Genomic DNA, 18,704 nt, shown 5'->3' on the forward strand with positions numbered 1-18,704 from the left:
GGTAACAGTTCGTAACGGTCAAAGAGAGGTGTGGGAAATGAGAATGTTGCCTGTTTTGCCTGATGAATCCTTGTTCAGCCGGTTTTGTCGGACAACTACCGTGTACGGTATGTCCCCATCTTCTCTGTTAACGATCATTTTCAACAAACCTGATATGAACGTCCATCCAATTCTCAATTCAGGATTAAAGGCTATTTCTCTTCATACATCCGAAAGTGCAGATCAGCTCTGGCATGAACAGACTTTACTCCCTCTTTTTGCCTGGGCACTACCAATCAGTCGTAATGAAATTATGGATTTCAACACGACCCCTGCCAGGCTTAATCGATTGTGCCGCCTTAGTAATTTTTCACTAGGGCAGCGCACACTATTGAAGTTTTGCCCGGTTTGCGCTCGTGAAGATACTTTTCATTATGGTGTTACTTATTGGCATCTGGCGCATCAGCTTCATGGGGTTACAACCTGCCATCGGCATCCGGTAGCGCTTGAAAGCATCCATGTCCCTTCTTCACCGCACATACGTATTGGACTGATGCCTCCTGTTTCGTATACAGAACAACTTAGCAATGAGATAGACTTCGATTTTGCTAAGTTTTGTTATGAGTCCCTAAATATAATCAGAAGAAAAGATATTACACACCCCAATTACATGGATGTACTTAAAAAGTTGAATTTATTATCATTGGATGGAAATTTAAAGAAAAATGTATTCTACGCACATGTTTATGCTAAGTGCCAGTTATTTGGGGAGGGTACATCGGGACTTATACCAACATCCCTAACTGATTATCATTACTGGGAGCCTATACTCAAAGACAAATGTTGTCAGCATCCCACAAAGCATCTTTTGCTTTGTTATTGTTTGTTAAATACTTGCTGGCCAACGTATGCAGGAAGTCGTACTAATAAAAAGAAAGAAATCTTTAAAAGTCATAAGAAATACAGTTTTCATATAGTTGAAAATAATACTAGTGTTAGCAACCTTGGGAAGGAATTTAGTCGCAGCAGATGTTACATTAAAACACTTATTTATAAAAAATACCTGAGGGCGTTTAAGCGAAACACAAAAATTAATATATTCACTGAATTGCTTATCAAGTCTATGGCTGTAAGGGGGTTTAGTCTGGCATCCATAGCTGAGAAAAACTCATTATCGGAAGGAGCTGTATCCTCTGTAATTTCATCTTGTTACGGTTTATGCTCATGGCGTAAAAAATGTAAAAAAGATTCTTTAAGACGGCGTCATAAGCAGAAAATATTAAGATTTATACATAATCAATCCGTTTCTATAACACGAAAGTTAGTCAAAGAAAGTTGTTATGCAAGTTTCTATTGGCTAAATAAACATGAATGTGACTGGCTTAATTCCTGTCTTCCTAAAACAATACGATGCTATAAAAATAAAAGAGTAGACTGGAGCGAGAGAGATATTATCTCATCATCATTAATAAATGATGTTTTATCTCAGGGGCAGTACTCGATGTCACTTACAAGTCTAGATGCTTTACTGGGAGGGCATGGCTGGCTTTTGAAATACAGAGATAAACTACCAATGACAATGATACTTCTCAGAAAAATGGAACTAATTAAATAAGAGGGAGTTATATGGTTTACGAAAATGAATTGTGGCACAGTTTTCTTCTGCGTTCACAGATAATGTATAACTTATCCAATTGCAGGAACATAATATCAAAGCATGGCGCACTAAGGTACGATGCCTTTCCTCGTTTCGAACTGATTGATATGTACAAATTGCATAGCTTGCAGGATATATATGACATTCTTGCCACTAGAAATGGTTATATACTAACTTCCAATATAGTGTCGTTATCTTCTGGTGTTTACGGGTATTTTAACGCTGTTGAAGATGCCTGTCGGAAAAATTTTCACATAACTAATTCATATCCATTGGTAAACATCTCAAACATTCGTTACTGTCACAAATGTATTGTTGAAGATATACACTCTAAAGGCATTGGTTATCTGCGTCATAGATGGTTGTTTGAATCTAAATGTGCAGTTCATAGTACCAGTTTATATGAGGTTTGTTTTGATAACTATTTGAATGCAGTGAAAGGACTTAGTGACTTAATTATAAGTGGAATAAATCCTCATGGTTATTGTTCCCTTGTGGTTGACGTTTCAAACCCTTTCAAAAATCCAGTGTATATATTACCATGTGCACGTAATAAAATTTTAAAATGGATTTCGGACAATAAAAATATGCTGATTTACTTTCTCTTTGATCTCTTCAAATGTAAGTCGCATTCAAGTTTATCTAAGGTTATCGAAGTCAAGATAATGCATGATAGATATATTTCTGCGGTGTTCAAGATGTTAAGTGAAGTTAATTTTTGTAATTTCAACTCATTTATTTCTGATATTTTTGAGGACGTAAGTTATGCCTCTATCGGACTTGATGATTATTCTGTTAATGTGCATTTTCTCAGGCTAAGGGCTGCAGATTGTAAATTTTGCCAGTTGAATGGTAAATATTTTTGCTCACTTTACAATGTAAAACTTCTTCGCTAATTTCACTTCATTTATAAAATACTAAGAAAGCTAGTTAGATAAGGTTTTATATTTTGACTGGGGCAGGAATAAATTATCACTCATAGAGTTTCCCTGGGGGTTACCACCTGTGTATGATGCCGGTTAGCAACAACGTCTAAAAGACCTGCGATCACGTGGGTCCCTCTCCAGCAAAGGGGCAAGGGGTGCTATATAACGGTGTACTGCTTACCCAATACGGCCTTGTATTTGAAAGATGCCGCATCTTGGCAGGATTCGTATTACAGCCTATAGTCTGTTAATGAGCATTACAGCCTATATGCTGTAAATCCCTGCGTTATGCTTGTTAACTCGTCGATACGGAAGGTCACTTATGAACACTCAATACGCTTTGAAGACTTTGAATCAGTTACGTCCTGTTTTAATCGGCTTTCGCAAAGCCAATGGACTGACGCAAAAAGATGTTTCTGAACGTTTGGGTATAACACAGCAAACTTATGCCCGACTAGAGGCCAACCCTGCAAGTGCGGGTTTTGAGCGTTTGTTTAGGGTGTTCAGCGTCCTTGGAGTGGAGATCGTACTTTCATCCAGGGAACCATTGTCAGATGCAAAGCCCGAATACGGAGCTATGCACAATTATTCTTCACTTCCAGCCAGGCGGGAGAAATGGTGACGCCTGGCGCTTCCCGGTCTAATTTTTCTTCAACAAGATTAACCCCTTAGCGGCCTGAAGTATCAGGTTGCGATAGAGCCTTTCATTTCTTCTGTTATGTTAAATACACCATTTTGAGCTATTTCGCTCGGCCTTAAATTATCTCTTCATTCTTCAGTGAAAATTTTATGTCGATCACATTATCGATGAATTTAGGAAATAATCCGTAAATGAAAATCTATCTTCTTTTAAATTCATCAGTGTCAGTAGCAAATATTACGCATAAAAGAATGGTTATTATTATCATTTAAATTATAAAGCTCATGAGTCAATTCCAAAAAATATAATAAGCATTGAAATCATTACCCGTGATTCTGGAGTTTTAACTTTGCCATGTAACCAACCACAAGTTAGTTTCCGGTGTTTTGAGGGGCAGTAAAGTTCTGAAAGCGCGACCAGATCATAATCCCGAAATGTCGTTAAGATATTCTGAATAACGGTTATCCCTGCTTGTTGGCAGGCATTTGAAAATATATTTTGTATTCAGGTTGCAGCAAAACGCTTTCTTACACACAGGACTTCATATGCGGCTCAGAAAATTAAAACTGAAAAACTTCAGAGGCTACAGAAACTCTACTGAAATCATTATTGATGAAAGCATGACGGGTATTGTCGGTCGTAATGACTTTGGGAAATCAACGCTTCTGGAAGCGCTGGCTATTTTTTTTGAAACAGAAGGAATGAAGGCTGACAAGAATGACATGAACTGTTTCAGCCTAAGAGAAGGGGACGGCCGTTTTGAAATAGCCTGTGAATTTGATGACCTGCCCGATTTTATCATGATCGACGACAGGGTGCAGACCACGCTCGCCTCAGAACATCTGCTGAATGAGGACGGCAATTTTGAAATCGTCAAAACGTTTAAAGCAACGACCTCAGGAAAACCGGAGCAGACCTGCATCCGCTGCATCCACCCGGATGAGGAGCCCCTGAGAAATTTACTGGGCATGAAAATTTCTGAGCTCAAGGCGGTGGGAAAAGAAGTTGAAAAAAATGTGGCGGATAAACGCACTGCATCGTTATGGCGTCAGGCCATCAGGGAAGCCGCAGCCCCCTATACCTGTTCGGAAATTATGCTGGATGTCGATAAAGAGTTCGGAACCGACACAAAATCATTATGGGGTAAGATCCTCGATTTGCTGCCCACGTATGCGATTTTCAAAGCCGACAGGGAAAGCAGCGACGGGGATTCCGAAGCTAAAAACCCCTTACAGCAGGCCGTAAAAGACGCTCAGGCTGCGCTGCAGGACAAAATTACAGCGCTGGAAAATGAGATTCAGGACAGCGTCCTGGATGTCGCACAGAGAACGCTGGATAAATTACGTGAAATGGCCCCCGAACTCGCCAGTGAACTGACTCCACGATTTAAGGAGAAACCCAAGTGGACCTTCAATTTCACCCTGGACGGGGAAAATGGCATCCCCATCAATAAGCGCGGCAGCGGGATAAGGAGGCTTATCCTGTTGAATTTTTTTCGGGCTGAGGCTGAAAAGAATGTCGCGGGGACGCCCAGAAATGTGATTTATGCCATAGAGGAGCCTGAAACGTCACAGCATCCGAACTATCAGATGATGCTGATGAAAGCGTTACTGGCACTGGCAGGCCAGCCGCACCGTCAGATTATCGTCACCACCCATGTCCCGGCGCTGGCCGGATTAATCCCTGTCGAAGGCGTACGTTATGTTACCCGAAATGAGGCGGGTGAACCCGTAGTAAAAATGCCGGATGACGCAGTGCTGAAGGAAGCCACTGAAAGCCTGGGGGTGCTGCCAGAGACCGGTATGGAAAGGGCGCAGGGGATTGTTCTGGTAGAGGGAAAGTCGGATGTTACTTTCCTGAGGCATGCGGCCAGTTCATTAAAACAGTCAGGTGCGCTGCCAGCCTCTCTGGAGGACGTGAAAATAGTGCCAGTCCTCATAGGAGGGTGTGGTAGCGTCAAACACTGGGTTACATTGAATCTGGCCAAAGATCTGGGGCTTCCCTGGTGCGTATTTCTGGACTCCGATATTGGGGGAGACCCTGCACAGGTTCTGTCCATCCAGAAGCGTAAAAAAGAAGTAGAGGATGCCGGTAAGGTATTTTTCGCTACGCGCAAACGTGAGATAGAAAACTATCTGTGCCCGGATCTTATCGAGGAAATTACTGGTGTAGCCGTCACGTTTACGGACACCTGTGACGCTAAAAAAATAATCGGCCGGGCTGTGGGAATGAAACCCGATAATGTACTAGATAAATTCTGGCCTCAGATGACATCAGAAAGAATCATCTCAAGATCAACCTATCATGACGGAACGCAGGAGAGAAGCGAGCTGGTTGAGATCCTGAGCGACATTGTATCCATGACGAGATAATGTATTAAATAAGCATCTCAGGTGCATATATTCCGGTCCTCAACAAAGGACCGGAGTACAGAGTAGTAAAAACCCGAAATTAATCGGGTTTGAATTATATAAAGATTAACCGACTCCCGCGCCCAGGAACGATGTAAAATCACGCTTGTCGTGACATTTCTACAATGTTTACTTTTGACTATCAAGCCATTTATTCATCTGCTCAATTTCACCTTTTTGAGCTTTAATGATGTCCTGCGCGAGCTTTCTCATTTTCGGATCTTTTCCGTATTTGAGCTCGGTCTCAGCCATTGCTATTGCCCCTTCATGGTGCGCTACCATGCCTTTCGCAAAAGCCTTGTCGGGATCGGACTCATTTACGGCAGCCATCATTTTGTCATGCATGTCTTTCATGCCAGCCATATATTCCTGTGACGAAGCCGAGGTAGACATATCAGTCATTTTCATTTCTGAATGTTCTGCTGAAATCGCTGGCAGGGATAACATTAATACTGCAAATAAAGTGTTTCTGGCTTTCATAAAAAATATCCTTTTAGCGTTGATGCCCGTTAACTGTAGCAGAATCTGATAAAAATGCCCCCTGTAGGGGGCAAAGATGTTGCCATATATCCGGTTACGGAAAAATCTATCAAGGAAATAAGGACAGCACAGATACTTCCCTCGCCGTCAGCCTGCACTGAGCATGCGACGATGCGCTTCGGCCATGGCCTGATGTGGGCCAGACTGACCGTTATTCATAAATTCATGGGCAACTGCAGCTCTTTCATGCTCATTCATTGCCGCTAATGACTTCGACGGCCCGGTAGGGGAAACGGTCTGACTTCCCATCATCCTCTGATGACTTTCCACCATTTTCTGGTGCGCATCCGCCGACCCGTTCGTCATGGTTTCATGAGCAATAATGGCCTGTTCATGCTGGTCCATACCGGCCATACGAGGTGCAGTCCCCTGGATCCCGACAGGAGCCGCAGCAGACTGCATCTGGTGAGCAGGTGCCTGTGCATTGTTGACCCGCTCATGGATATTCACGGTTTCAGTGGCCCAGGCCGAAGAAATTAAGCCAAAGCCCAGCAAGGATGCTAATACGATATTTTTCATGATAACTCTCCATTTCTTAATTAGTGATGTCCGGGGGAGTACAACCGGTGTTTTCAGTTCCATAACTGAAACAGGTTCGGAAGTGTTTATTTCTCCGGGAGGGGACTGGATATTCATTTCCTGGCGTCCACTGACGCCGGATATTGATAAAGCAATCCAGTCTTCCTGATAAGTTGCACTAATTATATCGAATGGCTTCTGTTTGCTGCATGACAGGCTAATGACATCTTTGTCATTTAAATCTTTATTCCCAGCACTGGGTGTCCGGAATCATTTTCTCCAGTCTGGGCACGGATAAGATAAAACGCGTTGAGTGTACGTCCGATTCCACCTGCACTCTTCCGTGATGTGCTTCCACGATTGACTTCACAATCGCAAGGCCGATGCCGCTGCCTTCTCCTTTTCGTTGTCTGGACGGATCCACCCGATAAAAACGGTCAAACAACCTTGATAAATGCTCTTCAGGGATTGGTTTCCCCGGATTTTCAATCACAAGGTCAAAAAAGCTCTCCTGCTCTCTTATTGAGACGGTGATTGCCTGTCCCTCCGGGGTATAACGCAGGGCATTGGATAACAGATTATTGATCGCCCTTCTGAACATTTGTGGATCTCCCTCAACCAGGCAGGGCATCCCGTTAAATTTGAGCGTGATATTGCGTTCTTCGGCCCAGGCTTCGAAAAACTCGAAGACTTTCATGACTTCCGCTCTGAGGTCAAACATGACCCTGTCAGGTATCAGCTGATTATTATCTGCCTGTGCCAGGAACAGCATATCGCTGACCATTTTGGTCATCCGGTTATACTCTTCAAGACTGGAATAGAGGACATCCTCAAGTTCCCTCTGTGTTCGATCCTGACTCAGTGCGATTTCAGTCTGCGTCACCAGATTGGTGATGGGCGTTCTGATCTCATGCGCGATATCGGCAGAGAAATTGGCCTGGCGGGTAAAGACATCCTCAATCTTTCCAATCATATGATTGAACGAGATAACCAGTTGCTCCAGCTCAATGGGAACGCGTGTCGGTTCCAGTCGCGCATCAAGATTCTCGGAGGTGATGTTTTTAATGGCATTGCTGACATTACGAAGGGGCAGGTGCCCCTGACGGACAGCGATTCGAATGATCAGAACAATCAACAGGCTTATCACGACGGCAATCGCAATCAGGTTCTTTTTCAGCGCATCGAGGTAATGGAGATGGAAATTAATGGATAGGCCAGTCAGCATGACATAGTTCTGCTGTTTGCCCTGAAATATCGCCTGACCAGAGGAGGCGATAATCCTGTATGTTTCCATCTTCATTTCGGACCCGGTATCCATCGGTCCCGCAGGATCCTCCACCGTCCAGAGAAAGACATCCCGTGCGCGGCTGTGCTCGCTAAAATCTGCTGAATTCACTGCCGGGCGTAGTGCCGCCCCCTGAGCTGAGCTAAAGAGCACTTCCCCCCTGGGATTGAGGAGCAAAAGGGCAACGTTGCGGTAGCTGGCAATTGATTCCTTTATTTTGCTTATTTTTTTATCATCCGGATCCACCGGGGACTGCAGTATACGGTTCAGTGTGGTGCTGATTTGTTGAAGATCGCTGACATCCTGCTCGGCAAAATGATTTTCAACAGAATGCAGCATAAACCAGGTGAATGCGATAAAAGCCAGTATCGTGGACAGGCTGATAAAAAAGGTCAGCCGCAGAGCGAGTGAGAAAGGGCGTCTGGAAGGTTTGCTATGCATCCGGGACCTCCAGCATGTAGCCCACGCCCCGGACTGTCTGGATCAGCTTTGTCTCGTAATCGTTGTCTATTTTAGCGCGGAGTCGCTTTACTGCGACATCGATCGCATTAGTGTCGCTGTCAAAATTCATGTCCCAGACCTGAGAGGCAATCAGGGAGCGGGGAAGAACCTCTCCCTGATGGCGAATGAAGAATTCCAGCAGGCTGAACTCTTTACTGGTGAGCACAATGCGGTTTCCGGCGCGACTGACTTTTCTGGATACGAGATCAATCGAGAGGTCAGCCACCTTAAACTGGCTTTCCGTGATCATCGTGTTTCCCCGCCTCAGAAGGGTTCTCACCCGGGCGAGCAGTTCGGCAAACGCAAAGGGTTTAACCAGATAATCGTCCGCACCCAGTTCCAGTCCTTTGACCCTATGTTCGATCGTGCCGAGGGCTGTCAGCAGTAAGACCGGCATACCCTTTCCGGCAGTGCGCAGCATGCGGATGATATCCCAGCCGTTCACATCAGGTAGCATGATATCCAGAATGACTAAATCATACTCGGCTGTCATGGCGAGATGATATCCGGTAAGACCATTATCAGCGTGATCCACTACGAACCCTGCCTCTGTAAGCCCTTTGCTGAGATATTCACCTGTTTTAATTTCGTCTTCGACGATCAATATTTTCATCTTGCTCCCCGGCTGGCTGCTAATGTCATTCTATTGCGCCCACGATCGTTATCAACGGATTACAGCAAAAATGACAACATTGTCATTATCCTGTCACCCGGCAAACAGAGAGCGTTAGGTAAAGTACCCCTATCAATACTCTGGACTTCATTTGAACCATTTACCAGGTCTGCCTGGACGAGAAGCGTTATGTTCAAATTAAAATTACTCAGCATTAGCACGATATTCATCCTGGCAGGCTGCGTGTCGCTTGCGCCTGAATATCAGCGGCCCGCAGCACCGGTACCCCAGCAGTTTTCACTGTCCCATAACAGCCTGACGCCAGCGGTAAATGGCTATCAGGATACGGGCTGGCGTAACTTTTTTGTCGATCCCCAGGTTACCCGGTTGATCGGTGAAGCTCTGACTAATAACCGTGATTTGAGAATGGCTGCCCTGAAGGTTGAAGAGGCCCGAGCCCAGTTCAACGTCACGGATGCAGATCGTTATCCCCAGCTGAATGCCTCATCCGGGATAACATACAGCGGTGGTCTGAAAGGTGACAAGCCGACCACACAGGAGTACGACGCGAGACTGGAGCTCAGCTATGAGCTCGATTTTTTCGGCAAACTTAAGAACATGAGTGATGCTGATCGCCAGAACTACTTTGCCAGCGAAGAAGCCCGTCGGGCCGTACACATCCTGCTGGTATCCAACGTTTCACAAAGCTATTTCAGCCAGCAACTGGCGTACGAACAACTTCGTATTGCGCGGGAAACGCTGAAAAATTATCAACAGTCCTATGCTTTCGTTGAGCAGCAGCTCGTGACCGGGAGTACGAACGTTCTGGCACTTGAACAGGCGCGAGGACAAATCGAAAGTACCCGCGCCGAAATAGCCAAACGAGAAGGCGATCTGGCTCAGGCAAACAATGCCCTGCAACTGGTGCTGGGAACGTACCGCGCACTTCCGTCAGAAAAAGGGATGAAAGGCGGGGAGATAGCCCCAGTAAAATTGCCACCAAATCTGTCTTCACAAATTTTGCTGCAGCGACCGGATATTATGGAAGCGGAATATCAGCTGAAAGCGGCTGATGCCAATATTGGCGCAGCGCGAGCGGCCTTTTTCCCCTCAATTACCCTGACCAGTGGTCTTTCCGCAAGCAGTACGGAGCTGTCCAGCCTGTTTACGTCAGGAAGTGGAATGTGGAATTTTATCCCTAAAATTGAAATTCCTATATTTAATGCTGGCAGGAATAAAGCCAATCTGAAGCTGGCTGAAATTCGCCAGCAACAGTCGGTGGTTAATTACGAACAAAAAATTCAGTCAGCCTTTAAGGATGTTTCCGACACGCTTGCGCTGCGCGACAGCCTTAGCCAGCAACTTGAGTCACAGCAGCGTTATCTTGATTCACTTCAGATAACTCTCCAGCGTGCCAGAGGATTGTATGCAAGTGGTGCTGTCAGTTACATCGAAGTGCTGGATGCAGAACGTTCCCTCTTCGCTACCCAGCAAACCATTCTCGATCTTACCTATTCCCGGCAGGTTAACGAAATTAATCTGTTTACCGCGCTGGGTGGCGGTTGGGTAGAGTAAATTTATTTAATTAATCAGGAAATTAAAATGCGTAATTCACTTAAAGCCGTTTTATTTGGTGCCTTCTCTGTCATGTTTTCTGCCGGTCTTCATGCTGAAACACATCAGCATGGCGATATGAATACTGCCAGTGATGCTTCGGTACAGCAAGTTATCAAGGGCACCGGTGTCGTTAAAGACATTGATATGAATACTAAGAAAATCACCATTTCGCATGAAGCAATTCCAGCGGTGGGCTGGCCTGCAATGACCATGCGCTTTACTTTTGTTAATGCAGACGATGCTATTAATGCCCTGAAAACAGGCAACCATGTCGATTTCTCGTTTATTCAGCAGGGCAATATCTCCTTACTCAAAAGCATTAACGTGACGCAGTCCTGATTGGCTGTCCGGAGCGATTACATCCTGTGCGCCTGTACATTCACATAGGTATATGTGTGAGTTAACCGTCAGGCGCATATGCCAGGTGTTTTGATTTTTTAGCGGAAAATTGTATGGCTTCTTTAAAGATAAAATATGCTGCAATAATTATCAGCAGCCTCATAGCAGGGGGGCTGATATCGGTTACTGCCTGGCAGTATGTAAACTCAGCACAAAAGACAGAAAAAACAGAACAAAAGGCACCGGAACGAAAGGTGCTTTTCTGGTATGACCCAATGAAACCGGATACCAAATTTGATAAACCCGGAAAATCGCCCTTTATGGATATGGACCTGGTGCCAAAATATGCTGATGACAGTGGCGATAAAAGCAGTGGCGGGATCCGTATCGACCCAACCCAGGTTCAGAATCTGGGATTAAAAACGCAAAAAGTCACGCGAGGAATGCTGAATTATTCTCAGACAATCCCGGCTAATGTCAGCTATAACGAGTATCAGTTTGTTATTGTGCAGGCGCGTTCTGACGGGTTTGTCGAAAAAGTCTACCCCATGACGATTGGCGATCATGTGAAGAAGGGGACGCCACTTATCGATATTACCATTCCGGACTGGGTGGAAGCACAGAGTGAATTCCTTCTGTTATCCAGCACCGGTGGTACTTCCACGCAAATTAAAGGCGTTCTGGAACGGCTTCGCCTGGCAGGTATGCCGGAAGAGGATATTCAGAGACTGCGTTCTACCCGGAGCATTCAGACCCGTTTTACCATTAAAGCACCTATTGATGGTGTCATTACTGCATTTGACCTGCGCACCGGCATGAATATTTCGAAAGATAAGGTGGTGGCTCAGATTCAGGGAATGGACCCGGTCTGGATCAGCGCTGCAGTGCCAGAATCTATCGCCTATCTGCTGAAAGATACGTCGCAGTTTGAAATTTCGGTACCGGCTTATCCGGATAAAACATTCCATGTCGAAAAATGGAATATTCTTCCCAGCGTGGATCAGACAACCCGTACGCTTCAGGTCCGTCTCCAGGTTTCTAATAAGGATGAGTTTCTCAAGCCGGGCATGAATGCCTATCTGAAACTGAATACCAGAAGCCAGGAGATGCTGCTGATACCAAGCCAGGCCGTTATCGATACCGGCAAAGAACAGCGCGTGATTACTGTTGATGATGAAGGCAAGTTTGTGCCGAAACAGATCCACGTTCTGCATGAGTCACAGCAACAGTCCGGCATCGGCTCCGGCCTGAATGAAGGCGATACCGTGGTGGTCAGTGGCCTGTTCCTCATTGACTCTGAAGCCAATATTACGGGCGCACTGGAACGTATGCGCCACCCTGAAAAAACAGAAAGCAGTATGCCAGCAATGTCTGACCAGCCTGTAAATATGCATTCAGGGCACTGAGGAGACGACGATGATTGAATGGATTATCCGGCGCTCTGTCGCCAACCGTTTCCTGGTCATGATGGGGGCCCTGTTTCTCAGCATCTGGGGCACATGGACGATTATTAACACGCCTGTCGATGCCTTGCCTGACCTGTCAGATGTGCAGGTCATTATCAAAACCAGCTATCCCGGCCAGGCCCCGCAGATTGTAGAAAACCAGGTCACCTATCCACTTACCACCACCATGCTGTCCGTGCCTGGCGCAAAAACCGTGCGTGGTTTTTCACAGTTCGGTGATTCGTATGTGTATGTCATTTTTGAAGACGGCACCGATCTGTACTGGGCCCGTTCCCGCGTGCTGGAGTACCTGAACCAGGTACAGGGAAAACTGCCCGCCGGTGTGAGTTCTGAAATCGGTCCGGACGCCACGGGGGTGGGCTGGATATTTGAATATGCCCTTGTCGATCGCAGCGGAAAACACGACCTTTCAGAACTGCGTTCTCTGCAGGACTGGTTCCTGAAATTTGAGCTGAAAACCATCCCGAACGTGGCTGAGGTCGCTTCGGTTGGCGGCGTGGTGAAACAGTACCAGATTCAGGTCAATCCGGTAAAATTGTCTCAGTATGGTATCAGCCTGCCCGAAGTGAAACAGGCCCTTGAATCGTCTAACCAGGAGGCCGGTGGCTCATCCGTTGAAATGGCCGAAGCTGAGTATATGGTCCGTGCCAGCGGTTATCTTCAGAGCATTGATGATTTTAATAACATCGTCCTGAAAACAGGCGAGAACGGCGTGCCGGTTTATCTGCGGGATGTTGCCCGCGTGCAGACCGGGCCTGAAATGCGGCGTGGTATTGCCGAGCTGAACGGCCAGGGCGAAGTCGCTGGCGGCGTGGTGATCCTGCGGTCGGGTAAAAATGCACGCGACGTTATCACGGCAGTGAGGGATAAACTTGAGACGCTGAAGGCCAGCCTGCCGGAAGGCGTTGAAATCGTGACCACCTACGATCGCAGCCAGCTCATCGACCGGGCGATTGATAACCTCAGTTCCAAACTTCTGGAAGAGTTTATCGTGGTGGCCATCGTCTGTGCCCTGTTCCTGTGGCACGTACGTTCTGCCCTGGTGGCGATTATCTCTCTGCCGCTTGGTCTGTGTATCGCCTTTATCGTCATGCACTTCCAGGGACTGAACGCCAATATCATGTCGCTGGGAGGGATAGCGATTGCCGTCGGTGCGATGGTGGATGCCGCCATTGTGATGATTGAGAATGCGCATAAGCGGCTTGAGGAGTGGGATCATCAGCATCCGGGTGAGCAGATTGACAACGCCACCCGCTGGAAGGTGATTACCGATGCCTCCGTTGAAGTGGGACCCGCACTGTTTATCAGCCTGCTGATCATCACCCTGTCCTTTATTCCTATCTTTACCCTGGAAGGTCAGGAAGGACGTCTGTTTGGCCCGCTGGCATTCACGAAAACGTACTCCATGGCGGGCGCGGCCGCGCTGGCCATCATCGTCATTCCGATTCTGATGGGATTCTGGATCCGGGGGAAAATTCCTGCAGAGACCAGTAACCCCCTGAACCGGGTACTGATCAAAGCGTATCATCCATTGCTGTTGCGGGTTCTCCACTGGCCAAAAACAACCCTGCTGGTTGCGGCCTTGTCCATTTTCACCGTTATCTGGCCGCTGAGCCAGGTGGGCGGTGAGTTTCTGCCGAAGATTAACGAGGGCGACCTGTTGTATATGCCGTCGACCCTGCCGGGTGTCTCTCCGGCTGAAGCTGCAGCGCTCCTGCAGACGACGGACAAGTTAATCAAAAGCGTTCCTGAAGTGGCCTCTGTATTTGGCAAGACCGGTAAAGCAGAGACCGCCACGGATTCCGCACCGCTCGAAATGGTTGAAACCACGATCCAGCTCAAACCTGAGGATCAGTGGCGTCCAGGCATGACGATTGACAAGATTATTGAAGAACTCGACAGGACCGTCCGTTTACCGGGGCTGGCAAACCTCTGGGTGCCGCCAATCCGTAACCGTATTGATATGCTCTCAACCGGGATCAAAAGCCCGATAGGTATCAAGGTGTCCGGAACGGTTCTGTCCGATATCGATGCAACGGCGCAGAGTATCGAAGCGGTCGCCAAAACCGTACCCGGCGTAGTGTCTGCTCTCGCAGAGCGACTGGAAGGCGGGCGCTACATTGATGTGGATATCAACCGGGAAAAAGCCTCCCGCTACGGAATGACGGTGGGCGATGTGCAGCTGTTCATCTCATCAGCCATCGGCGGCGCGACGGTAGGGGAAACGGTTGAAGGCGTGGCCCGGTACCCGATTAATATCCGCTATCCGCAGGATTACCGGAACAGCCCGCAGGCCCTGAAACAGATGCCGATCCTGACCCCGATGAAGCAGCAGATCACGCTGGGCGATGTTGCGGATATTAAGGTCGTTTCCGGGCCGACTATGCTGAAAACGGAAAATGCCCGTCCAGCCAGCTGGATTTACATTGACGCGCGCGGCAGGGATATGGTGTCGGTGGTTAATGACATTAAAACGGCGATCAGTCAGAAAGTGAAACTGAGACCGGGTACCAGCGTGTCATTCTCCGGACAGTTTGAACTGCTTGAGCATGCCAACAAGAAACTGAAGCTGATGGTGCCGATGACGGTGATGATCATCTTCATCCTGTTGTATCTGGCATTCCGCCGGGTTGATGAAGCCCTGCTGATCCTGATGAGCCTGCCGTTCGCCCTGGTTGGCGGGATATGGTTCCTGTACTGGCAGGGCTTCCATATGTCTGTCGCAACCGGAACGGGGTTTATCGCTCTGGCCGGGGTGGCAGCAGAGTTTGGCGTGGTCATGCTGATGTATCTGCGTCATGCCATTGAAGCGCACCCGGAATTGTCCCGTAAAGAGACGTTCACACCGGAAGGCCTTGATGAAGCCCTCTATCATGGTGCCGTACTGCGTGTCCGGCCGAAAGCCATGACCGTGGCGGTGATCATTGCGGGTCTGCTGCCAATACTCTGGGGAACCGGTGCAGGTTCAGAAGTCATGAGCCGTATCGCGGCACCCATGATTGGTGGGATGATCACGGCTCCGCTGCTGTCCCTGTTCATTATTCCTGCCGCCTACAAATTAATCTGGCTGCGCAGACATAAAAAAAGCGTGTCCTGAACCTGAAAGGGCACCCCCTGTGGGTGTCCTTCTTTACTGATTCACCCTGACGTCAGGGTTTAAATCGATAATATACAGAGGTGAGTATGAAAAAAGTGGTTCTGATGGCGCTGGCTCTCGGCCTTTCACTGCCCGCGATGGCGAGTGAAAAAGTGATTGATATGTACAAATCTGAAAACTGTGGCTGTTGTTCCCTGTGGGGCAAGGCGATGGAAAAAGACGGGTTTGAAGTACGAACTCACGTCATGAATGATCAGGCGCTGTCAGCCCTGAAAGAAAAGCATGCTATTCCTGCAGGACTGCGAAGTTGTCATTCCGCGGTTGCCGGTAATTTGATCATTGAAGGCCATGTGCCTGCGACAACGATACATAAGGCAATGCAGTCTGGTTCAGGTATATACGGTCTCGCCACCCCCGGTATGCCAGCAGGAAGTCCTGGAATGGAGATGGGAGCCCGAAAAGAGGCTTACGATGTTATCGCATTCTCACCGGATGGAAGTAAAAAAGTCTTCCAGCGAATCGAATAGTCAGCGGAACGGCTGATAACGGGACGCCGGTAGCAGGCACTCCTGTGCCGGCGATATTCGTGGTAATCGCATCCATGACATACCCTGAAGACAGAAGATGCTTCGGTATGCATAAGGAGAGTTACTGTGAAAAATGACAATGCAGTGCAACACAACAACCAGACTGCTTCTGAGCAGACATTATCCCCGGACGAGGGCCACGTATTGCATAAGGTGAGAGATCCCGTGTGCGGGATGGCCATCCTGCCCGACAGGGCGCACAGCAGCATTCGATACCAGGACCATCAACTTTATTTCTGCTCCGCCAGCTGTGAGAGTAAATTTAAAGCCCATCCCGATCGTTATCTTACCGAAGATGCCAGTGAACATTCCCATCACCATCACCACGATCATCACGAAGTCAGCCCTGATCAGATAAAACAGCCTCACCACCAGGCGGAAAAAGAGAATTCTGAAGGTGTGTGGACATGTCCGATGCACCCGGAGATACGCCGCAGTGGTCCCGGAAGCTGTCCTGTCTGTGGAATGGCACTGGAGCCGCTCGTAGCTACGGCATCCACGGGGCCGAGTGATGAACTTCACGACATGACAAGACGCTTCTGGCTGGGGTTGTTGCTGGCGTTTCCGGTTCTGGTACTCGAAATGGGATCTCATCTGTTTCCCGAGTTGAGGAATACAGTACCGCCACAGTACAACACATGGCTGCAGCTGCTTCTGGCCTCCCCTGTCGTGTTGTGGTGTGGCTGGCCATTCTTCGCCCGGGCCGGAATGTCGTTACGTAACCGCTCCCTGAATATGTTTACCCTTGTTGCAATGGGGACCGGCGTAGCCTGGGTTTACAGCGTCATTGCAACCGTCTTCCCCTCCTGGTTTCCTGCATCGTTCAGAAACATGGATGGCCTGGTGGCCGTTTATTTTGAAGCCGCAGCAGTTATTACGGTGCTTGTTCTGCTGGGACAGGTTCTTGAGCTGCGGGCACGGGAACAAACCTCAGGCGCCATTACTGCGCTTCTGAACCTTGCCCCCAAAACCGCCAGACGGCTGGATCATGACGGTCATGAAACGGATATTAATGCGGAAGATGTCCTGCCTGGCGATAAGCTCCGCATCAGACCTGGAGAGAGTATTCCGGTCGACGGTATCGTGATCGAAGGCAAAACAACCGTTGATGAATCGATGGTGACCGGGGAATCTATGCCGGTTACCAAAACGGAGGGTGACCCTGTCATCGGGGGGACCATTAATCAGACAGGGAGTCTCATCATCCGTGCAGAGAAAGTCGGTGATGAAACAATGCTCTCACGAATTGTTCAGATGGTCGCTGATGCACAGCGTTCGCGTGCCCCCATCCAGAGAATGGCTGACAGCGTTTCAGGCTGGTTTGTTCCTCTGGTGATACTTATCGCGGTTGTTGCTTTCGTGATCTGGTCTGTCTGGGGGCCCGAGCCCAGGATGGCGCACGGTCTCATTGCGGCTGTGTCGGTCCTGATTATTGCCTGTCCCTGCGCGCTGGGGCTGGCCACGCCGATGTCGATAATGGTGGGGGTGGGCAAAGGAGCCCAGGCCGGGGTGTTAATCAGGAATGCCGAAGCCCTTGAGCGTCTTGAAAAAGTGGACACGCTGGTTGTCGACAAAACAGGCACGCTCACGGAAGGTTCGCCTACGGTGACAGGGATTATCAGTCTCAATCCGGGTGGGGAAACATCTCTTTTGCGTGTAACAGCCGCAGTGGAAAAAGGCTCGCAGCATCCGCTGGGTATGGCAGTAGTTAAAGCAGCACAGGAAAAGGGGATCGCAATACCCGCAGTCACTCATTTCGATGCACCGTCGGGTAAAGGTGTCTCAGGCGATGTCGAAGGTCAACGGGTTGTTATTGGTAATGAACTGGCTATGCAGGAAAACAGTATAGTTATTGATAATCAAAAGGCCGTTGCGGATACGTTGCGGATGGAAGGCGCTACCGTTATCTATGTGGCCACAGACGGGGACCTTGCAGGCCTGATAGCTATCTCGGATCCCGTGAAAACAACCACGCCGGATGCGCTTAAAGCTTTGCGTCAGGCGGGGATCCGCATCGTTATGCTCACCGGGGATAACCAGCTTACTGCTGAAGCAGTCGCACGGAAACTGGGAATAGATGAGGTTGAAGCCGGAATTCTGCCGGATGGCAAAAAAGCAGTGATAACCCGACTGAAAGAGTCTGGCCATGTGGTTGCGATGGCCGGAGACGGTGTGAATGATGCCCCGGCGCTGGCAGCGGCTGACGTGGGTATAGCCATGGGAACGGGTACAGATGTGGCAATTGAAAGTGCCGGAGTCACCCTTCTCAAAGGCGACTTGATGATACTGAACAGGGCCCGTCATCTGTCAGAGATCACCATGAAAAATATCCGTCAGAATCTGTTTTTTGCATTTATCTACAACGCACTTGGCGTGCCTGTGGCTGCAGGTCTGCTTTATCCTGTGTATGGAATACTGCTGTCGCCAGTTATTGCGGCGGCGGCCATGGCTCTTTCCTCCGTCAGCGTCATTGTGAATGCGTTGCGTCTGAAAAGTGTCAGGCTCGGGAAATAACACTGAGTGAAGG

At 48.2% G+C, this 18,704-nt stretch carries 14 protein-coding genes; 10 read left to right on the plus strand and 4 right to left on the minus strand.

Translation table 11 applies throughout. The features are described 5' to 3' along the window. Positions 1-37: 37 nt before the first annotated feature. From JY391_RS01175 to JY391_RS01190, 4 genes are all read left to right on the plus strand, one after another. The gene (locus tag JY391_RS01175) at positions 38-1,594 is read left to right on the plus strand and encodes a TnsD family Tn7-like transposition protein (protein WP_211935115.1); all 1,557 of its coding nucleotides are present in this window, start codon (positions 38-40) and stop codon (positions 1,592-1,594) included. Between the two features lie 11 nt (positions 1,595-1,605). Then, on the plus strand, positions 1,606-2,532 hold the full coding sequence (locus JY391_RS01180) for a hypothetical protein (protein WP_000262423.1): 927 nt from the start codon (positions 1,606-1,608) through the stop codon (positions 2,530-2,532). 352 nt (positions 2,533-2,884) lie between these two features. Then, on the plus strand, positions 2,885-3,184 hold the full coding sequence (locus JY391_RS01185; RefSeq protein WP_001097216.1) for a helix-turn-helix domain-containing protein: 300 nt from the start codon (positions 2,885-2,887) through the stop codon (positions 3,182-3,184). A gap of 563 nt (positions 3,185-3,747) precedes the next feature. Continuing rightward, on the plus strand, positions 3,748-5,574 hold the full coding sequence (locus JY391_RS01190) for an AAA family ATPase (protein ID WP_022651987.1): 1,827 nt from the start codon (positions 3,748-3,750) through the stop codon (positions 5,572-5,574). 168 nt (positions 5,575-5,742) lie between these two features. Here JY391_RS01190 and copM read toward each other — a convergent pair whose 3' ends face one another. From copM to silR, 4 genes are all read right to left on the minus strand, one after another. Beyond that, the gene (copM, locus tag JY391_RS01195; RefSeq protein ID WP_000647571.1) at positions 5,743-6,093 is read right to left on the minus strand and encodes a CopM family metallochaperone; all 351 of its coding nucleotides are present in this window, start codon (positions 6,091-6,093) and stop codon (positions 5,743-5,745) included. 147 nt (positions 6,094-6,240) lie between these two features. After that, the gene (gene silE / locus JY391_RS01200) at positions 6,241-6,672 is read right to left on the minus strand and encodes a silver-binding protein SilE (protein WP_000790485.1); all 432 of its coding nucleotides are present in this window, start codon (positions 6,670-6,672) and stop codon (positions 6,241-6,243) included. A 244-nt stretch (positions 6,673-6,916) separates the two neighbouring features. Next, positions 6,917-8,398, minus strand: a complete 1,482-nt coding sequence (gene silS / locus JY391_RS01205; RefSeq protein WP_000555736.1) for a copper/silver sensor histidine kinase SilS — start codon at positions 8,396-8,398, stop codon at positions 6,917-6,919. Then, positions 8,391-9,071, minus strand: a complete 681-nt coding sequence (gene silR, locus JY391_RS01210) for a copper/silver response regulator transcription factor SilR (protein WP_000697968.1) — start codon at positions 9,069-9,071, stop codon at positions 8,391-8,393. Before silR ends, silS begins: the two co-directional genes overlap by 8 nt. A gap of 135 nt (positions 9,072-9,206) precedes the next feature. Here silR and silC point away from each other — a divergent pair, with 135 nt between their 5' ends. From silC to silP, 6 genes are all read left to right on the plus strand, one after another. After that, positions 9,207-10,646: a Cu(+)/Ag(+) efflux RND transporter outer membrane channel SilC gene (gene silC / locus JY391_RS01215; protein ID WP_502361319.1), complete on the plus strand. Its 1,440-nt coding sequence runs from the start codon at positions 9,207-9,209 to the stop codon at positions 10,644-10,646. Positions 10,647-10,673: 27 nt separating this feature from the next. Next, positions 10,674-11,027, plus strand: coding sequence for a cation efflux system protein CusF (gene cusF / locus JY391_RS01220; protein ID WP_001246155.1), 354 nt, complete (start codon positions 10,674-10,676; stop codon positions 11,025-11,027). Between the two features lie 113 nt (positions 11,028-11,140). Continuing rightward, a complete protein-coding gene (gene silB, locus JY391_RS01225) occupies positions 11,141-12,433 on the plus strand; it encodes a Cu(+)/Ag(+) efflux RND transporter periplasmic adaptor subunit SilB (protein WP_000157620.1) in 1,293 nt (430 codons plus the stop codon). 10 nt (positions 12,434-12,443) lie between these two features. After that, positions 12,444-15,590, plus strand: a complete 3,147-nt coding sequence (gene silA / locus JY391_RS01230; protein ID WP_000574029.1) for a Cu(+)/Ag(+) efflux RND transporter permease subunit SilA — start codon at positions 12,444-12,446, stop codon at positions 15,588-15,590. Between the two features lie 86 nt (positions 15,591-15,676). Continuing rightward, entirely contained in the window at positions 15,677-16,117 is a 441-nt protein-coding gene (locus tag JY391_RS01235) for a DUF411 domain-containing protein (RefSeq protein ID WP_000758225.1), read from the plus strand. A 126-nt stretch (positions 16,118-16,243) separates the two neighbouring features. After that, entirely contained in the window at positions 16,244-18,691 is a 2,448-nt protein-coding gene (gene silP, locus JY391_RS01240) for an Ag(+)-translocating P-type ATPase SilP (protein WP_001353604.1), read from the plus strand. The last annotated feature ends 13 nt before the right edge of the window (positions 18,692-18,704 follow it).

Source organism: Citrobacter sedlakii, from assembly GCF_018128425.1.
Classification (GTDB): Bacteria; Pseudomonadota; Gammaproteobacteria; order Enterobacterales; family Enterobacteriaceae; genus Citrobacter_A; species Citrobacter_A sedlakii.

Excerpts from the sequence above, each read along its gene's own strand:
- JY391_RS01190 (WP_022651987.1), top strand. The coding sequence starts at position 3,748 with ATGCGGCTCAGAAAATTAAAACTGAAAAACTTCAGAGGCTACAGAAAC.
- JY391_RS01185 (WP_001097216.1), top strand. The coding sequence starts at position 2,885 with ATGAACACTCAATACGCTTTGAAGACTTTGAATCAGTTACGTCCTGTT.
- silB (WP_000157620.1), top strand. The coding sequence starts at position 11,141 with ATGGCTTCTTTAAAGATAAAATATGCTGCAATAATTATCAGCAGCCTC.
- silA (WP_000574029.1), top strand. The coding sequence starts at position 12,444 with ATGATTGAATGGATTATCCGGCGCTCTGTCGCCAACCGTTTCCTGGTC.
- JY391_RS01175 (WP_211935115.1), top strand. The coding sequence starts at position 38 with ATGAGAATGTTGCCTGTTTTGCCTGATGAATCCTTGTTCAGCCGGTTT.
- copM (WP_000647571.1), bottom strand. The coding sequence starts at position 6,093 with ATGAAAGCCAGAAACACTTTATTTGCAGTATTAATGTTATCCCTGCCA.
- silR (WP_000697968.1), bottom strand. The coding sequence starts at position 9,071 with ATGAAAATATTGATCGTCGAAGACGAAATTAAAACAGGTGAATATCTC.
- JY391_RS01180 (WP_000262423.1), top strand. The coding sequence starts at position 1,606 with ATGGTTTACGAAAATGAATTGTGGCACAGTTTTCTTCTGCGTTCACAG.
- cusF (WP_001246155.1), top strand. The coding sequence starts at position 10,674 with ATGCGTAATTCACTTAAAGCCGTTTTATTTGGTGCCTTCTCTGTCATG.
- JY391_RS01235 (WP_000758225.1), top strand. The coding sequence starts at position 15,677 with ATGAAAAAAGTGGTTCTGATGGCGCTGGCTCTCGGCCTTTCACTGCCC.
- silS (WP_000555736.1), bottom strand. The coding sequence starts at position 8,398 with ATGCATAGCAAACCTTCCAGACGCCCTTTCTCACTCGCTCTGCGGCTG.
- silE (WP_000790485.1), bottom strand. The coding sequence starts at position 6,672 with ATGAAAAATATCGTATTAGCATCCTTGCTGGGCTTTGGCTTAATTTCT.